Raw genomic sequence first — 17723 nt, 5'->3', positions numbered from 1 at the left:
GCCGCTTTGACCTGCCTCCCCCCCTGAATCTGCCCCCAATCGAGGCCTGCTGCCCTTGAAGGCCCACGCTTGAAATGGACATTCAAGGGCGATGAGCCTTTATTTACATCAGGAAAGACCATAAAATGATAATGATTAACATTTAGTAGTGCAGCCTCCTGCCTGAAATGTCTACCCAGGCGAACTTGGCTCTCTTACGGAAACAAGCTCTCGTGACTCTCTCCCCTACCCGTGCTGCACGTCGTCAGCTTTTGCTGGCCGCTGCGGCCAGCCCTTTGCTATTTGGCGTACCCCGCCTGCTTCGTGCCCAAGACGGTCCCCTGAAAATTGCCTTGCTGACATCCTTGTCCGGCCCCTTCGCCTCCTTGGGCGAGAGCATGCGCGCCGGTCTGGAGTTGATGCTGCAACAGTGCAATAACGAGATGGGCGGACGCAAGGTGCAGTTGCTGGTCGAGGACGACCACGGCAAACCGGACGAAGCCATCCGTAAAGTGCGCAAGCTGATCGAGCGCGACAAAATCGATGTGTTGGGCGGCGTTATCAGCGCCAATATCGCGCTGGCCATTCGTGACATCGTCCACGATGCGCAACTGCCTACCTTTATTTCCAATGCCGCTGCCAATGGCCTGGCCCGTGAAGCCGCCAGCCCCTACGTGTTCCGCCCCACCAAAACGAGCTGGATGCTGGGTCATACCGGCGCCTTGTGGACCTTCGAGCACGTCGAAAAATCCGGCGGTATCACGCTGGGTTCGGACTACACCGCAGGCCGTGAATACATTGAGGACTTCGCCAACACCTATCAGGAACAAGGCGGCACACTGGGCGAGCGCATCTGGACTCCCTTGGGTACCCCCGACTTCGCGCCTATCCTGATGAATCTGGCCGCCAGCAACCCCAAGTTTGTCTACACATTCCTGGCTGGTGCCGACGCCGTTCGTTTCCACCAGCAAATGCAGGATTACCAACTGCACGGCAAGATCCAGATCGTGGGCCCCGGTGCCCTGTTCGACCAGGAAGATGTGATCACTGCGGTGGGCGAGGCCGCATTGGGTGGCGTCAGTACCTTCCACCAGTCCCCCGGCGCTCCGGCTGCCCAGGACTTTGTGGCCGCCTACCAAGCCAGCCGTGGCCGTTTGCCCGGCGAGGCCAGCACCTCCGGTTACGTGACCGGCCAGGTCATCAAGGCCGGTCTGGATGCGGTTAAGGGCGATCTGTCCAACAAGGCCGCCTTCAAGCAAGCCCTGCTGGACAAGCCTATCGACACCGCCTTTGGCCCCATGGCGTTTGACCCACGCAATAACCAGTCCATTCTGGATATTTACGTCAACCGGGTGGAAAAAGACGCGCAAGGTCGCCCCTTTAACACCGTGGTTCATACTTACCAGCGTATCCAGGACCCCGGCCCGCGTTCTTGAGCCACACCTTGTCTTACTACCTGCTTCAAATCCTCAATGCCCTGTCCTTCTCGGCCCTGCTGATGTTGGCGGGGCTGGGGCTGTCTTTAGTGCTCAGCCTGATGAACTTCATCAACCTGACACACGGCTCTTTTTTCCTGCTGGGCGGCTACATCAGTGTCCAATGGCTGGCATCTGGCGCGCCCTGGTGGCTGGCCTTTCCCGCCGCGTTTGTACTGTGTGGACTGATGGGCTTGTTACTGGACCGCTTTCCCTTTCGCCAGTTCTATCAACGCACTCACCTGATGCAGGTGCTGCTGACCTACGGCCTGTCCGTGATTCTGGCCGATTTGATGCGCTGGGGTTTCAGCGCCGACACGCTCTCGCCCATGCTGCCGCAAGTGCTGCGTGGCGGGGTGTGGATCATGGGCCTGCCTTTCCCCACCTATCGCCTGTTCCTGATCGTTACCGGCCTGACACTGGCTTTGTTGTTCTGGTTCCTACTGGATCGCACCCTGTGGGGTGCGGCCATTCGCGCTTGCGTACAAGACGCCCAGATTGTCGAGACCCTGGGCCTGAATTCGCGTCGCCTGTTTGCCATCGGCATGGCGCTGGCCGCCGGTCTGGCCGGTTTGGGTGGCGCCTTGGGCGCAGGCATGTTGTCGGTCTACCCCGGTCTGGATGAAGAAATCCTCTTGCTGGCCTTGCTGGTGGTGGTCATTGGTGGCTTGAACTCAGTGCGCGGGACCTTGCTGTGCGCGCTGATTCTGGGTTTCGTCACCACTTTTGCCCGCGTCTGGGTCCCTGCTTTTGCCAATGCCGCTACCCTGGCCGTCATGCTGGGCCTTCTGCTTTGCTGGCCCAATGGCCTGAGCAAATCCGCTACGCGTCAGGTTTAAATGAACAAGCTCAACACCTGCCTGCTACGCACTGGACTTTGGCCCGCTTTGGCCTGCCTGGTCTTGCTCAGCAGCTATTTCTGGGGCGACGCCTTCTTATGGCGCTTTGGCACCGAAGCCCTGCTGATCGGTTGCGCCGTCCTTAGCATCAACCTCTTGATTGGTTACGGTGGTCTGGTCTCTCTGGGCCACGGTGCCGTCTTTGGCTTTGCCGCGTACGCCACTGCCGTCAGCAGTCAATACTGGGGCGCATCCTTGCCCTTGATGCTGCTGGTCGGCATTGCGGCAGGCACCCTGCTGTCCATGTTGATGGCGCTGATCAGCTTGCGCAGTTCCGAGCTGTTTTTCATGGTGGCCACGCTGGTTGCCGGTCAGTTGATCTGGGAAGTGGCATTTCGCTGGCGTGACGTCACCGGTGGTGCAGACGGCCTGCGCGGTTTCCCGCGTCTAAGCCTGGGCGAGTTACCCCTGAGCGCCCCCTACACCCTGATGATTCTGGCCCTGGTACTGGCGGTGATCTGCTGGTTGTTGCTGCGCTCCTTCAGCCGCGCCCCGATCGGGTTGGCCTTGACCGGCCTGCGCGACCAGCCCTTGCGCATGGCCGCCCTGGGTTATCAAGCATGGCGCATTCGCCTTTACACCTTCATGATTGCAGGTGCGGTAGCGGGTGCGGCTGGCGGCCTGTATCCCTTTGCAAACCAGTACGTCAGCCCACAACAAGTGCATTGGAGTTTCTCGGCCACGCTCATCATCATGGGTGTGATCGGTGGCATACGCACCTGGCGCGGCGCATTCATCGGCGCTACGTTTTATCTGTTTGCCCAGACCTACCTCAGCTCCTACACAGATCGTTGGCAGTTGCTGGTGGGGTTGATCTTTGTGCTGACGGTTCTGTTCATGCCCAACGGTCTGGCTGAGCGGCGCAAGAGGTCCTCATGAGCGTGTTACTAAGCACTCGCGAACTGGCCTTGCATGTGGGTGGCCTGGATATCCTGACAGATGTCAGCCTGGAGCTGCGTGCGGGCGAAACCCTGGGGCTGATTGGCCCCAATGGTGCAGGCAAAACCACGCTGTTCAATATCATCAGCGGTTTGACCACGCCATCCAGCGGCCAGGTTTTTCTGGAAGGCAAGGACCTGCGCAGTCTGGGGCCTATTGAGCGCGCCAGGCAAGGTCTGGTACGCAGCTTTCAGACCAGCCGCATTTTTCCCGAACTGAGCCTGCTGCAAAACCTGGCCTTGGCCGTGCGCATCAAAAAAGGCTGCGGCTATCACTGGTGGGGCCGCCAATCTGCCCGCAGCGCCAGTCAACAGGCGGCCGAAGCATTGCTGGAGCACAGCGCCCTGGCCGGTCGCGGGCATTTGCTGGCACGCTCCCTGTCCTATGGCGAGCAACGCATTCTGGATTTGCTGATTGCCCTGGCGCAGCAACCCCGCGTACTCTTGCTGGACGAGCCAACGGCTGGCCTGTCCGAATCCGAATCCCGTGAAGTCATGGCGCTGGTCCATGCCATGCGCGGCCAATGCGCCGTGCTGCTGATCAGCCACGACATCGATATTGTTTTCCAGGAATGTGACCGGATCGCCGTGCTGTCATCCGGCACCTTGCTGACCTGCGATACCCCGGACGCCGTGCGTCAGCACGCCGGGGCGCGCCAGGCCTATCTGGGTGAACTGGCTTTGGAGACCGCATGAGCACAGCGCTGAACATCTCGGGCCTGCATGCACGCTACGATCGGGCCGACATTTTGCAAGAAATTTCGCTGAATATTCCCGTCGGACAAAGCGTGGCCCTGCTGGGCCGCAACGGTGCCGGAAAAACCAGTCTGCTGCACTGCCTGTTCAATATGGGCCCGCAATGGAGTGGGCAAATCCATGTGCATGGTCAAAACATTACGGGTTGGCCTACCCACAAAATCGCCCTGCTAGGCATGGCGCTGGTGCCACAAGGCCGGGGCCGTTTTCCGACATTGACGGTACAGGAAAGCCTGCGTCTGGCCGGGCTGGCCCGCCGTCCACGCTCGGATGATCGCTGGACGCTGAACAGCATTTATGAATCCATGCCGCGTCTGTACGAGCGCCGCCAGTCCTCCTGCTCCGCCTTGAGTGGTGGCGAACGGCAATTACTGGCACTGGCCCGCGCCCTGCTGACACAGTCCTCCATTATTGTTCTGGACGAACCCAGCGAAGGCCTGGCCCCCATGACGATTCAGGACACCTTGCTGCCGCAGTTGCAAGCACTGAACGAACAAGGCATTACCGTGCTGATTGCCGAACAGAATTTAAGCCTGGCTCTGCAATTGGCGGATCGAGCCTTGTTGCTGGGCAATGGTCAGTTGGTTTACGACGGCCCTGCCGAACAGTTGCGCCAGGACGCCGCCCTTTTGCAACGCCATTTGGGGCTTTGACATGCTGGCTGTGTACAGCTTGTCGCTTCCCCTGCCTGCAGGTATGGAATCCTGGTTACGAAGCCAGATCCCGGACAGCACCCTGGCCGTGATTGCCCGCCGCAAGCGTCAGTCAGATCAGCACTTAAGCCTGCTGGCCCACGGTGCCCTGCGCCATTTTCTGGCGCCTTTGCTGGGGTGTACGCCACGCGCCGTCCCTATTACTACGCTGGAACATGGCAAGCCGGTGCTGGATCTGGACGATACCGATCTGCACTTTAGCCTGTCGCACAGCGGCGAGCGCGTGCTGATTGGCATGGCCGACCGAATCATCGGCGTGGACATAGAAGCCATGCGCCTGCCCGTCAAACCAGGGTTGGTCGATCATTGCAGTGTGCCGTCCGAACGCAGTTGGTTAAAATGTGATCTGGATTTTTATGCGCTGTGGTGTGGAAAGGAAGCAGCCCTGAAACAGGCGGGCACCGGTTTTCATATTCAGCCTCAAGAGTTATCCTTGAACGGCCATCCGGATTACGGATGCACCGTACAATCCCCCCATCCCATCTTGCAAGATTTGGTGGTGCACAGTCACCGGCCAGTAGAAAACTATGCCGCTGCGATCTGCCTGAACACCCCTTTTGCTCCGTGGACGGTCAGCTTGCTGGACAGTGTTGAACTGCCTGACACCAAGCTGACTTAGCACGAGTAAATCTGACAAGCCTACTTATTTATGTAATAGTTCTCATTACCATGATGAAATCTATTCCTGTTGAACAAATTTGGCCTGACGCCTTTGCCCAGCGCTATCGCGATGCCGGACACTGGCAAGGGGAAACGTTTGGGGCCTTGTTGCGCACGCGCGCACAAAACCACCCGGAACGTGAAGCCGTTGTTGGCGGCACCCAACGCTGGACCTATGGCGCGCTGGATCAGTACGCCAGCCAAATCGCATCGGGCCTGCTGCAAGCCGGTCTGCGCAAGGGTGATCGGGTTCTGGTACACCTGCCCAACATCCCTGAATTTGTCAGCGTGATCTTTGGCCTGTTCCGTGCTGGTCTCCTGCCCGTGTATGCCCTGCCAGCGCACCGCATTACCGAAGTCGAGCATTTTGCCAATACCGCCCAGGCACGCGCCTATATCGGTGTCGATACGCATGCCGGTTTTGACTATCTGCCTTTGGTGCGCGAGCTGCGTGAACGCTGCCCGCATGTCGAGCAGGTCTACATCGTGGGCGATGCGCAGGAATACACCTCGCTTGCCCAGTTGCAAAGCAGTGCGGCCAATGTGGACGTGCCCGTATCAGCAGCCCAGCCTTCTGACGTGGCTTTCCTACAAATTTCAGGTGGCAGCACCGGCTTGTCCAAGCTGATTCCCCGCACGCACGACGACTACATCTACACCTTGCGTGAAAGCGCCAAGATTGCCGGTCTGAACGAAAACAGCGTGTTCCTGGGCGCCTTGCCCATTGCACACAACTTCCCCATGAGCTCACCCGGTTTTCTGGGTGCGCTGTACGCCGGTGCCAAAGTGGTGCTCAGTCCCGCCCCCAGCCCGGACGTTTGCTTTGAGCTGATCGAACGCGAAGGCGTGACCGACACCAGCCTAGTCCCCCCACTGCTGATGCTGTGGATGGATGCGGCCACCAAGACCCATGCCAATCTGAAGTCGCTGCAAGTGATTCAGGTAGGCGGTGCCAAGCTGAACGCCGAAGCCGCCAAGCGCGTGCGCCCCACGCTGGGCGTGACCTTGCAGCAGGTGTTTGGCATGGCCGAAGGTCTGGTGAACTACACCCGCCTGGACGACCCCGAGGACATCATCATCAACACGCAGGGCCGCCCTATCAGCCCGGACGATGAAATCCTGATCGTAGACGACAACGGTGACCCGGTCGCCCCTGGCGAAACCGGCTACCTGCTGACACGTGGCCCCTACACGATCCGCGCCTATCACAACAACCCGTCGGCCAATACCCGCTCCTTTACCGAGGACGGTTTTTACCGCACAGGCGACGTGGTACGCATGACGCCCGAAGGCTATTTGATGGTTCAGGGCCGTGCCACTGACCACATCAACCGCGCTGGCGAGAAAATCTCCGCCGAGGAAATTGAAGATCATCTGCTGGCCCACCCGCAGGTCTTTGACGCTGCCGTGGTGTCGGTGCCCGACGAGTTCCTGGGCGAGCGCAGTTGCGCCTTCATCATTCCCAAGGATGACAAGCCACGCGCGATTGAACTGAAGAAATGGATACGCAGCCGTGGTCTGGCCGACTTCAAAGTACCGGACCAAATCGTGTTTGTAGACCGTTTCATGGAAACGGCGGCCTTGAAGATCAGCCGCAAAGAACTGCGCGCCCAGTTGCGCGAGCAATTAGAAAACACAACGCAAGAATCATCATGAGTACTCCCCTTACCCTGGAACGCATGCGGCAAGACATTGCCGCCATGTTGCACGAAGACCCGCAGGACATCCTGGACGACGACAATCTGATCGATCTGGGCCTGGATTCCATGCGCGTCATGACCCTGGCCACCCGCTGGCGCGAGGCCGGCGCTCCTATCGAGTTTTCCGAAATGGCCTCGGTTGTCACCCTGGGCCAATGGTGGTCGCTGATCGAGCGTGCCCAACAAAACGGCCGCTGATTTTCTTACTGCAACACGCTTATGTTTAGCTCCCCTTCCGAACTGCCATTGCGCCCCCTGACCGAAGCACAAGAAGGTCTATGGTACGCCCAGCGTTTGGACCCGCTCAACCCGATTTTCAACACCGGGCATTGCACCCATATCCACTCGGCGCTGGACACTGCGCTGTTTGCACAGGCCATCAATCTGACGCTGACCGAAGCCGATGCCTTGACCTTGCGCATGGTGGACACACCCGATGGCCCGGCCCAGTACCTGCGCCCGCAAGAGCCGATTCAGCTGGAAATTGTGGACCTGTCCGCTCACCCAGACGGTGCCGAACAGGCTCAAACCCAGTTGATGGCGGACCTGCGCACACCGCTGGACCCGACCATTGCACCGCTGGCACGGCACATTCTGTTTGTGTTGGGGCCCAAACACCATCTCTGGTATCAGCGTATCCATCACCTGGCCGCTGACGGCTATGGCATGGCGCTGATCGAGACGCGGGTAGTCAAGCTCTACAAGGCCTTGCTCAATGGCCATGAAGATCATGGCCATGAGCTGGAATCGTTCGCCCTCTTGCAGGATGACGATCAAAGCTATCGGGAGAGCGAGCGCCGCAGCAAAGACAGACAGTTCTGGCTGGACACCTTGAACGATGCAGAACCCGCCCAAAGCCTGAGCGAATCCCAGGCCTTGAGCGACCATCATTTCCTGCTGGCACGCCGCGCCGTCAAGCCCGAGCTGACAGCCAGCCTGCAAGCATTGGCACAAAGCAGCGATATCAGTTGGCCAGACATTCTTACGGGCCTGACCGCCGCCTATGTGCGCCGTCACACCCGCCAGGACGAATGCACGGTAGGCGTGCCCTGGATGGGACGTCTGGGCCATATCAGCGCCCGTATCGTCTCCACCGTGATGAACGTGGCTCCGCTGCGTTTGCAGATCGACGAATCCCAGCCTTTGAATCAATACCTGGTTCAGGTTTCCAAGGCACTGCGCCAGGCGCGTCGTCATGGCCGCTACCGCAGTGAACAACTACGTCGTGATCTAGGCTTGCTGGGCGGTATGCGCCGCCTGCACGGCCCCATCATCAACGTCCTGCCTTTCGATGCACCCTATGAACAAGCAGGCCTGACCGCCAGCCAGACCGTGCTGTGCGCTGGCCCCGTGGAAGATCTGAACTTCACCTTTCGCGCCCAGCCCGATGCCAGTGGCCTGCGTCTGGAAGTCGAGGCCAACCCGCGTCTGTACACCGAAGAGCAGATTCAAACCCATCTGACCCGTCTGGAACAGTTTCTGCTGCGTGCTTTGCAAGCCGACACCCTGTCTGCTGTGCCTACGCTGACGGACGCGGAACACCACCACTGGATTGAGACCGTCAACCAGACTGCTCACCCGGTTCCTGAAACAACGCTGTGGGCACTGATCCACGCCCAGTTACAGGCTCACCCGGAACAAAGTGGCCTGGAATTTGAAGGCAAGAAGCTCAGCTACGCCCAGATCGACGAACAAACCGCCAATCTGGCCGCGCAACTGCGTCTGGCCGGTGTGCAGACCGGTGATATCGTCGCCGTGGCCCTGCCCCGCTCGCTGGAACTGGTGCTGTCCTTGCTGGCTATCCACCGAGCCGGTGCCGCCTACTTGCCGTTGGATCTGGACCAGCCTGCCGATCGCCTGAACACCATCTTGCAGGCCGCTCAACCGCGCCTGCTGGTTGGCCAGCCCGATTGCACGCTGAACGCCACCCTGCTGGTTCCTCAGCCTGAACAGGCTTGCAGTGCAGACGCCTGGACAGCCGCTGGTCCGCATGACCCGTCTTACCTGATCTACACCTCCGGCTCTACCGGCACCCCCAAAGGCGTGCTGGTCAACCACGACGCCATCGTCAACCGGCTGGTGTGGATGCAAACCCATTACGGCATTGGCACGGGTGACCGCATTCTGCAAAAGACCCCGGCCACCTTTGACGTGTCGGTGTGGGAGTTCTTCCTGCCCTTCCTGTCCGGTGCAACCCTGGTCGTGGCCCCACCACAAGCCCACCGCGACCCCGCCCATATTGCCCGCCTGATGCGCGAACAGTCCATCACCGTGCTGCACTTTGTGCCCTCCATGCTCAGCGCCTTTCTGGATGAGCCTGAGGCTCGTGGGCTAGCGCCGCGTCTGGTGTTTTGCAGTGGTGAGGAACTGTCGGCCACTACCCGCGACCGCTTCCACTGCCTGCTAAACGCCGAACTGCACAATCTGTACGGCCCAACCGAAGCCGCCGTGGACGTGTCCTACTGGCCTGCTTCGCGCGAGGACAAATCCCAGCCTGTGCCCATCGGCTTCCCTGTATGGAACACCGCCCTGTACATTCTGGACGAGCAATTGCAGCCTGTACCGCCGGGCGTGGCCGGCCACCTGTACCTGGCTGGCAGACAGTTGGCGCAAGGCTACTGGGGCCGCCCGGACCTGACTGAAGAACGCTTTGTACCCGACCCTTACGCCCTACATGGCGACCGCATGTACGCCACTGGCGATGTAGCCCGCTGGCGTGACGATGGCGCAATTATTTTCCTGGGCCGCTCGGATCACCAGATCAAGCTGCGTGGCCAGCGTATCGAGCTGGGCGAAATTGAAGCCTTGCTGGCGCGCCACCCCGATGTGGCCCACGTCGCCGTGATTGCCCGTGAAGATGTACCCGGTCAAATGGCGATTGTGGCTTACTGGGTGCCGCAAGCAGGCAGCCAGTGCACGGACAACACGCTGGCCGCGTATGTCGGCGAGCACTTGCCGTCCTACATGGTGCCCAGTGCCTGGATCAGTCTGGACGCCTTGCCCGTAACGGCCAACGGCAAGCTGGACCGCAAGGCTCTGCCCGTACCGGCCTTGCAAGCACGCTCTGCTGGTTTGCCACTGGAAGGGGCCACTCAACACCAAATCGCCGCTGCTTTCGCCACCGTGCTGGAAAGCAGCGACGCGTTTTACGCCGACGACGATTTCTTCGCACTGGGCGGACATTCGCTGCTGGCCGCCAAACTGGCCTTGCTGCTGCGCGAAGCTCGCGGTCAGGCCGTCTCGATTGGCACTATTTTTGAGTACCCCACCATTGCCCGTCTGGCCAAGCACCTGGATCAGGCAGGCAGCACGACTGCCGATGGTTTTGGCCCCACCATCACCTTGCGTCCGGCACAAAGCGACCAGCCTGCGCTGTTCGTGATTCACCCGGCCGGAGGCTTGTCCTGGTGCTATGGCGCGCTGGCGCGTCACCTGCCCCCAGGTCGTGCCGTCTACGGCCTGCAAGCCAGTGTGCTGTCTGACGCCTCGCTGGGTCTGGATAGCAGCCTGGATGCCATGGCCAAGGTGTATGTGGATCGTATCGAGCACGTTCAGCCACAGGGCCCCTACCATCTGGCCGGCTGGTCCGTGGGCGGCATTATTGCGCAGGCCATGGCCGTCGAACTGCGTCGTCGCGGGCAACTGGTGGGCATGTTGTCCTTGCTGGACGCCTACCCCAGCGATGCGTGGCGTAACGAACCGGCTCCCGAACCCAACGCCATCTACAAGGCGCTGCTGCATATTGCGGGCCATGATCCGGACAGCTTGCCCGACGTTTCCCTGACCCGTCAGGGCGTGGTGGACTTCCTCAAGCGCAGTGCTCACCCGCTGGCCGAACTGCCTGACACGCGTCTGGACAGCGTATTTCAGGTGGTGGAGAACAATAACCGTCTGGTGCGTCTGTACGAGCATCACGTCTATGACGGCCCCATGCTGTATTTCCGTGCGGCTCTGGACCACGCAGGCACACAATTGCATCCCAATTTGTGGCAGCCCTATGCAGAGCAGCTAGATGTGCACGATATTGCCTGCCTGCACGCTCATTTGACCGGTACTGAAGCCGTGGCCGTCATGGCCCCGCTCATGGACTCGGCCATGGCTTTTGCCGAACAGGCACAAGCTCAACCTGAACTCGATGTATAAGCCATGTCTGTAAGACGTTTCTTTCTGGATATCTCGCCGCTGATCGAAAGCCGAGCCTTCCGCTTTGCCTACTTCGCTCGGGCTGCCACGGTGCTGGTCACCGGCATGTTGATGGTGGCTGCCAGCGTACAGCTTTATGATCTGACCAAATCCAGTGTGGCCGTTGCTTTCCTGAACGTGTCCATGGCCACCCCCATGGTGCTGGCACTGATTGCGGGCGGTGTCTTGTCCGACCGCATGGACAGGCGCAGTCTGATGGTCTGGTCGCGCAGTGTCTACATCCTCAGCGTGCTGCTGTTCCTGATCAATACGCTGCTGCCCAACCCGCAGGTCTGGCTAATCTATGTGGCTGCAGCCATTGGTGGCGCGGCGGGCGGCATCAGCGTGCCGGCCATGATGTCGGCCACCCCGGCCCTGGTCGGTCGAGACAAGCTGGCCGCTGCCGCTGCCCTGTCCGGTTTGGCCATGCAGTTGGGCGGCATTATCGGCCCCGCACTGGCAGGCGTTCTGATCTCTGGCCCTGGCCTGATTTTCTGCTACGTGATCGTGCTGTGCGGTGTCATTGTCACCCCTTTGCTCTTGCGCGCTCTGCCGCCCTTGCCTCCGCAAGCGGGCAAGCAGCCCCAGAAAAACGCCTTCCAATCCCTGCGCGATGGCCTTGCCTTTGTAGCCAGCCACCCTTTGCTGCGCGCCCTGTTGCTGATTGATCTGGCCGCCTTGATTTTGGCCACGCCCTTGGCCTTGATGCCCGAGTGGGGCGACACCATTCTGAACATGGGCGCTACCGCCACCGGCTATCTCTACGCCGCCCCGGCGGTAGGTGCCACGCTGGCTGCCCTGTCCAGTGGCTGGTGCCGCCAAGTGTCCCGTCCCGGTGCCGCCATTGTGCTTGCCGTACTGATCTGGGGTCTGGCTGTTGCCGCCCTGTCCCTGCAAACCACCTTATGGTGGGCACTGATCTGCCTGGCCATCATGGGCGCAGCCGACACCATCTCCAAAATCATGCGTATGGCGCTGGTTCAGCACCACACCCCCGATTACCTGCTGGGCCGTGTTTCCAGTCTGTGGATGACGCAATACTCCCTGGGCCAGGCCCTGGGCAATATGCAAATGGGCTATCTGTCCCGCCTGCTTGGACCGGCAGTCGCTGTGGCCGTCGGTGGTCTGGCTTGCGCTGCGGTCGCAGGTGGTTTCGGCGTGTTCAATCAAGGTCTGCGGTCAGCCCGCAAACAGGATGGCCCACCCCATGCCTGACATCTCGATTTTGTTCTATCCACGCCTGCTGCACGCCTGTAGAAAGAGCTCCTACATGGACCGTCTTGTCGACCGAACTTTTATTTAGGATTAAAAGATGCTAATCAATGTCAATTGCATTCGTCGTACCCCCGCTGCCCTGCTACGCAAGGCCGGCCTGAGCGCCGCCGTCCTGTCCCTGTCTCTGGCCAACGCCTTTGCGGCTCCTGCCTTTGACCAGCCTGACGCTGACTTCCGTGGTTCCATGAATGCTGCTGGCGTGGTCTACGCAGGCACCGAAGCTCAACTGGCAGGCCGTGGTTTTACGCCCGGCCAGGAAGTGATTCTGCTGCAAAACGGCCACACCCTGACCCCCAAAGCGCTGGTTGCTGACAAGGAAGGTAATCTGAGCACCACCCTTGCCATTCCAGCCGAAGCCGCCGTTGGCGTGCATCCCGTGGTCATGCAGGTCAGCAAACCATCGACCGCTGGCATCTTCAACCTGAAGGTTTCCCCTAAAGTTGAGCTGAGCGGTCAGGACAAATTTGAACTGCAATCCCAGCACCTGGTGCCCGGCTTGTACCAAAGCGCCTACAGCCCCAAGAACAAAGTGCTGTTCGTGACTTCTGCCGTGGGCCGTCCACCCGTCAAGCAATCGCAATTGCTCAAAGTTAACCCCAAGACCCTGGCCGTTGAAGCCAGCGTGACCCCCGCCGCTCAACAAAGCCGCAATGATGGCCAGGTTCAAGCTGTTTATGGCGTGGACGTGGACGATGCGCGCGGCCATGTTTGGGTCACCAACACCCGCAGTAATACAGTCGCGGTCTACAGTCAAAAAGACCTGAAACTGGTGAAACAGTTTGAGGATGGTGCCGCCAGCCACGCCCGTGACGTTGTAGTGGATCAGAAAAACCAACGCGCCTATGTCTCCTCGCCCGGCTCCAAGCTGATTTCTGTTTTTGACACGAAGAAATTGGCGACACTGGACCCCATCGAACTGAAATCCCAAACTCGCGGCCAGCTCAGCCCCATGAGCCTCGCCCTGGATGACGAGAATGGCCGTCTGTACACCGTCAGCGCCAGCACCAATGAGCTGCTTATCATCGACCTTAAAGACGGCAATGCTCAGACCGTCTATGCCCTGCCAGGCTCACGTGGCGCGGCCGGTGTGGCCGTGGATAGCAAAAACGGACAAATCTACGTGGCCTCCCAGGGCAGCGACAACCTGCTGATCGTCAACGCCAAAGACGGCTCCGTCCAGCACGACATCAAAATCGGCGCTGGCGCTTTGAACGTAGCCTTCGATCCCAAGACATCCTTGGCGTACGTGGCCTCCCGTGGTGCGGGCACCGTGACCGCCGTGAACGGCAAGGGCGAAATCGTTGCCAACCTGGACGGTGGCAGCTTCCCCAACCACGTTTCCCTGGATGGCGACGGCAATGCCTACCTGGTCAACAAATCCAAAGGTAAGGATGACCAGACTGCTGACCGTATCACTCGTATCCACCTGAAGTAAGCCGCCTGACGCGCCCCTTTCATAAAAAGGGGCGCAAAGGCAAAACCCTTGCCCTTAAAAAGGACTCCTATGAACAGCCGTATAGCCGACCAAGTCCGCCCCGCCACCATTGAAGAATGGTTAAGGCATTACCGGGCCGACAGCAGCGTATTTGCCTCTCCCACCGTCAGTTTGATGGCACACGGCACGGCACTGGAGCGGCATACCCATAATGCCCAAGGACAATTGCTGTCAGATGCCCAGACCTTGCTGTCACAAGCCGCACAACAAGGTCTGGACGCCCCCCTGCTACTGGGTGTGATTCCCTTTAACCCGGCCCGCGAAGCCTATTTACGCGTGCCCAAGGAATACCGACGCGATCCCGTCTTGCTGCGCCCGGTCCAGCGCCCACCGCTGGCCAAATCCGGCAACAGCATTGCCAGCCAAAGCCTGCTGCCCAACGGTGCGGGCTACGAAGACAGCGTCAGCCGCATCCTGGCAACGATGCGCGAACAGAACATTTCCAAAACCGTGATGGCCCGTACCGTGACCATCACGCTGAACGAAGCCCTGGACCGTCAGACTGTGTTGAGCAATATGCTCCACAGCAATCCGGCTGGCTACACCTACGCCCTGCCCTTGCCAGGTGGCAAGGCCCAAGACCCAGATCTGTTTTTTGGAGCCAGCCCCGAGCTGTTGGTGCGCCGCCAAGGCGATCTGGTTACCGTCAACCCGCTGGCAGGTACAGCCCCGCGCTTTGCCGATCCGCAACGCGATCAGGCCAGCGCAGAAACCCTGATGGCGTCCAGCAAAGACCTGCGTGAACATGCCTACGTGATCCAGGACGTAGTACGCATCCTGTCCCAGTTCTGCGACTGCCTGGACGTGCCCGACGGCCCCAGCCTGACCAGCACCGCCAATCTGTGGCACCTGTCCACGCGTATCAGTGGCCGTTTGCGCGACCCATCCGTCACCTCTCTGGAACTGGCATTGGCCATGCACCCCACACCGGCCGTGTGCGGTTTGCCCACCCAGCCCGCCATGCAGGCCATCGAAGCCACCGAGGTCTTTGATCGCGGCTACTTTGCGGGTGCCATAGGCTGGAACGACCACGAAGGCAACGGCGAATGGGCCGTGGCCATCCGCTGCGGCCACTACACCCGGCAAAATCTGACCTTATCGGCTGGCGCTGGCATTGTGGACGGCTCCGTCCCTGCCCTGGAGCGTCAGGAAACCGGCAATAAACTCATGACCCTGATCAACTCCCTGGGTCTGGCACAAAACATCACTCTTTAACGGAGACACGGTTCATGACCATTCACGCCTTGCCCAGCTACGAGCTGCCTCAAACCCCCGTAGCCAACCGCGTCAATTGGCGGCCTCAGGCCAATCGTGCCGCCCTGCTCATTCACGATATGCAGACCTACTTTCTGCAGAAATACGATATGAGCCAGGCTCCGATCCCCATGTTGATCGAACGCATCACGGCCCTGCGCGAGGTCTGCCACACGCTGGGCATTCCCGTGTTCTACACCGCCCAGCCTACCGAGCAGCCCGAGAAAGACCGTGCCCTGCTCAACGACTTCTGGGGCCCTGGCCTGACCGCCACCGAATTTCACACTCAACAAGCCGTCGTGCCCGAGCTGGCACCGGCCGAACAGGACATCATGCTGACCAAATGGCGCTACAGCGCCTTTCAGCGCTCCGACCTGCGCGAGCAACTGCGTCACCTGGGCCGCGACCAACTGATCATCACCGGCGTCTACGCCCACATCGGCTGCATGACCACCGCTCTGGAAGCCTTCATGCAAGACGTGCAGCCCTTCTTGGCCATTGACGGCGTTGCCGACTTCTCGCTGCAAGAACACCACATGGCCATCCGTCACGTCTCGCAACGCTGCGGCGTCAGCCTGACCTGCGCCGAAATCCAGGACAGCCTGCAACGCTAAACAGGGAGTACACATGAGCACACAAGAATTTGCAGGTGAATGCGTTGCCGTCACGGGCGCGGCCCGTGGCATCGGCGCCTCTGTGACCAAACTGCTGCTGGAGCGAGGCGCCAGCATCATCGCCCTGGACCTGGATGTAGAAGGCCTGACCCAACTGAGCCAATCCGAATACAGTGATCGGGTTTCCTGCCACCTGGTCGACATCAGCCAGGCCGATGCCGTTGATGCAGCGCTGGCCCAAGGCCAGGAAAAACTGGGCCCCATCCAGCGCCTGGCCTGTGTCGCGGGCGTCCTGCAAATGGGCCGCATCACCGAACTGAGTAACGAGCAATGGGACCGCACTTTCGCCATCAACACCACCGGCGTCTTTAACGTCTGTCGCAACGTGGCCAAAGGCATGATAGAGCGCAAACAAGGCGCCATCGTCAACGTCAGCTCTAACTCCGCCGCCACTCCCCGCATCGCCATGGGCGCCTACGCCGCCTCCAAAGCTGCCGTCACCCAACTGAGCCGCTGCCTGGGGCTGGAACTGGCTCCACACGGTATCCGGGTGAACATCATCTCCCCCGGCTCCACCGACACCCCCATGCAACAAGCCATGTGGGCGCAAGGTAGCTCGCGCGAAACGGTTATCGCAGGCTCCGGCGAGAACTACCGTCTGGGCATCCCCCTGCAGAAAATTGCCACCCCCGAAGAAATTGCTGAAGCCGTGCTGTTCCTGCTCTCGGACCGCGCCAGCCACATCACCCTGTCTGACTTGCGCGTGGACGGCGGTGCCACACTGGACCAAGGCTAAACAGCCAGACGCAAAAAAGGGCGGATTCTCCGCCCTTTTTTATTACCCTTGACCCGTCCTGAATTAAGTTGACACTTTTTCTCCTTATCGAAGGAGAGTCAATGGAGACAAGGCATTCGACACAGCCAAGGTGATTACAGCTTGGCTTTTAAATTGCGGGGGGTCGAGCAAGTTGACCTACAAGCAGGCTCAGCAACGCTTGGTACTCAAGGTCACTCAACCGTTTTAGTATAGTGCCGTCAACACGGCTTGCAGGACTGACCCGTCCTGAGCGACATTGACACTTTTTCCCTGTCAAAAAAGCATGAATTGAGACACTGAATCCGAAGTCACCAACGTGATGACTCGTCTGGCTTTTAAATCACCAAACGAAAAATTCCAGATAACAGCATGCCCACATCCACACGAGTGATCACGCCAATAAGAACGGATCACAGCATGCCAAGCCAAGGAAAAACACCAGCAAACCGAATTACGAGGAGTGTGGCCAAGTGGAGCCAGACTCAGTCAGATCAAATCAGGTCAGGTCAGGTCAGGTCAGGTCAGGTCAGGTCAGGTCAGGTCAGGTCAGCATCAGATTAGCCCACATTACTGACAACACCTTACGGCCCCCCCCTAACCCAGTCAAATCTTCTGCAGTAGATCGAGCAACTCCAGTATTCCAAACGCCCCACCAACGACTGTTGAAAGCCGGTCCACTCAAGAGCACGGCTGCCATGCTGTTCGGGTCGGGGCAGGCTCAGGCGGGGCGGATCAGAGTGCTTGCCGCGGGCCTGAGATTGCGTAGGGATGCAAGGGGCCTGCTGTTCGAGTCGGACGCTTGTACTTGGTCCGGGGGACCAAGTACCCGGCGAGTTCAGGCCCCGCCCGTAGCAATCTCAGGCCAAGGGGACTGGTGCGCAGCACCAGCAAACGCTCAGCCCAGCCGGAGCCTGCCCCGACCCGAACAGCCCCCGGTCCACTCTCCTGAGCCTGTCTGTATGTAGC

14 protein-coding genes are annotated in these 17723 nt (G+C 59.8%); all 14 read left to right on the top strand.

Translation table 11 applies throughout. From position 1 onward, the window contains the following. Positions 1-212 precede the first annotated feature (212 nt). The 14 genes from AC6I6N_RS08415 to AC6I6N_RS08350 all read left to right on the top strand — a co-directional run bounded on the left by AC6I6N_RS08415 (position 213) and on the right by AC6I6N_RS08350 (position 16736). Positions 213-1415, top strand: coding sequence for an ABC transporter substrate-binding protein (locus AC6I6N_RS08415; protein ID WP_497943413.1), 1203 nt, complete (start codon positions 213-215; stop codon positions 1413-1415). Next, complete coding sequence (locus tag AC6I6N_RS08410; protein WP_094195374.1) at positions 1412-2293, top strand: branched-chain amino acid ABC transporter permease; 882 nt, start codon at positions 1412-1414, stop codon at positions 2291-2293. Before AC6I6N_RS08415 ends, AC6I6N_RS08410 begins: the two co-directional genes overlap by 4 nt. Continuing rightward, the gene (locus AC6I6N_RS08405; protein WP_497943412.1) at positions 2294-3232 is read left to right on the top strand and encodes a branched-chain amino acid ABC transporter permease; all 939 of its coding nucleotides are present in this window, start codon (positions 2294-2296) and stop codon (positions 3230-3232) included. Beyond that, entirely contained in the window at positions 3229-3987 is a 759-nt protein-coding gene (locus AC6I6N_RS08400) for an ABC transporter ATP-binding protein (protein ID WP_346549198.1), read from the top strand. Before AC6I6N_RS08405 ends, AC6I6N_RS08400 begins: the two co-directional genes overlap by 4 nt. Next, positions 3984-4700, top strand: coding sequence for an ABC transporter ATP-binding protein (locus AC6I6N_RS08395; RefSeq protein WP_497943411.1), 717 nt, complete (start codon positions 3984-3986; stop codon positions 4698-4700). The genes AC6I6N_RS08400 and AC6I6N_RS08395 overlap by 4 nt, the downstream gene beginning before the upstream one ends. A 1-nt stretch (position 4701) precedes the next feature. After that, positions 4702-5379: a 4'-phosphopantetheinyl transferase family protein gene (locus AC6I6N_RS08390; protein WP_497943410.1), complete on the top strand. Its 678-nt coding sequence runs from the start codon at positions 4702-4704 to the stop codon at positions 5377-5379. Between the two features lie 50 nt (positions 5380-5429). Continuing rightward, the gene (locus AC6I6N_RS08385) at positions 5430-7076 is read left to right on the top strand and encodes a (2,3-dihydroxybenzoyl)adenylate synthase (RefSeq protein WP_497943409.1); all 1647 of its coding nucleotides are present in this window, start codon (positions 5430-5432) and stop codon (positions 7074-7076) included. Then, the gene (locus AC6I6N_RS08380; RefSeq protein ID WP_108728279.1) at positions 7073-7318 is read left to right on the top strand and encodes a phosphopantetheine-binding protein; all 246 of its coding nucleotides are present in this window, start codon (positions 7073-7075) and stop codon (positions 7316-7318) included. The genes AC6I6N_RS08385 and AC6I6N_RS08380 overlap by 4 nt, the downstream gene beginning before the upstream one ends. A gap of 21 nt (positions 7319-7339) precedes the next feature. After that, positions 7340-11263 carry an amino acid adenylation domain-containing protein gene (locus AC6I6N_RS08375; RefSeq protein WP_497943408.1) on the top strand — a complete coding sequence of 1308 codons (3924 nt, stop codon included), beginning with the start codon at positions 7340-7342 and terminating at the stop codon, positions 11261-11263. Positions 11264-11266: 3 nt separating this feature from the next. Continuing rightward, entirely contained in the window at positions 11267-12517 is a 1251-nt protein-coding gene (entS, locus tag AC6I6N_RS08370) for an enterobactin transporter EntS (RefSeq protein ID WP_094195366.1), read from the top strand. A 97-nt stretch (positions 12518-12614) separates the two neighbouring features. Then, complete coding sequence (locus AC6I6N_RS08365) at positions 12615-14012, top strand: Vgb family protein (RefSeq protein WP_497943407.1); 1398 nt, start codon at positions 12615-12617, stop codon at positions 14010-14012. A 69-nt stretch (positions 14013-14081) separates the two neighbouring features. Next, on the top strand, positions 14082-15287 hold the full coding sequence (locus tag AC6I6N_RS08360; protein ID WP_125277317.1) for an isochorismate synthase: 1206 nt from the start codon (positions 14082-14084) through the stop codon (positions 15285-15287). Between the two features lie 14 nt (positions 15288-15301). Next, positions 15302-15940 carry an isochorismatase family protein gene (locus AC6I6N_RS08355; protein WP_125277316.1) on the top strand — a complete coding sequence of 213 codons (639 nt, stop codon included), beginning with the start codon at positions 15302-15304 and terminating at the stop codon, positions 15938-15940. 13 nt (positions 15941-15953) lie between these two features. Then, on the top strand, positions 15954-16736 hold the full coding sequence (locus AC6I6N_RS08350) for a 2,3-dihydro-2,3-dihydroxybenzoate dehydrogenase (protein ID WP_094195362.1): 783 nt from the start codon (positions 15954-15956) through the stop codon (positions 16734-16736). The last annotated feature ends 987 nt before the right edge of the window (positions 16737-17723 follow it).

Source organism: Alcaligenes sp. LTN-3, assembly GCF_059735605.1.
Note: the sequence above shows the minus strand (reverse complement) of the source record. Positions and strands in the feature narration are given on the sequence as shown.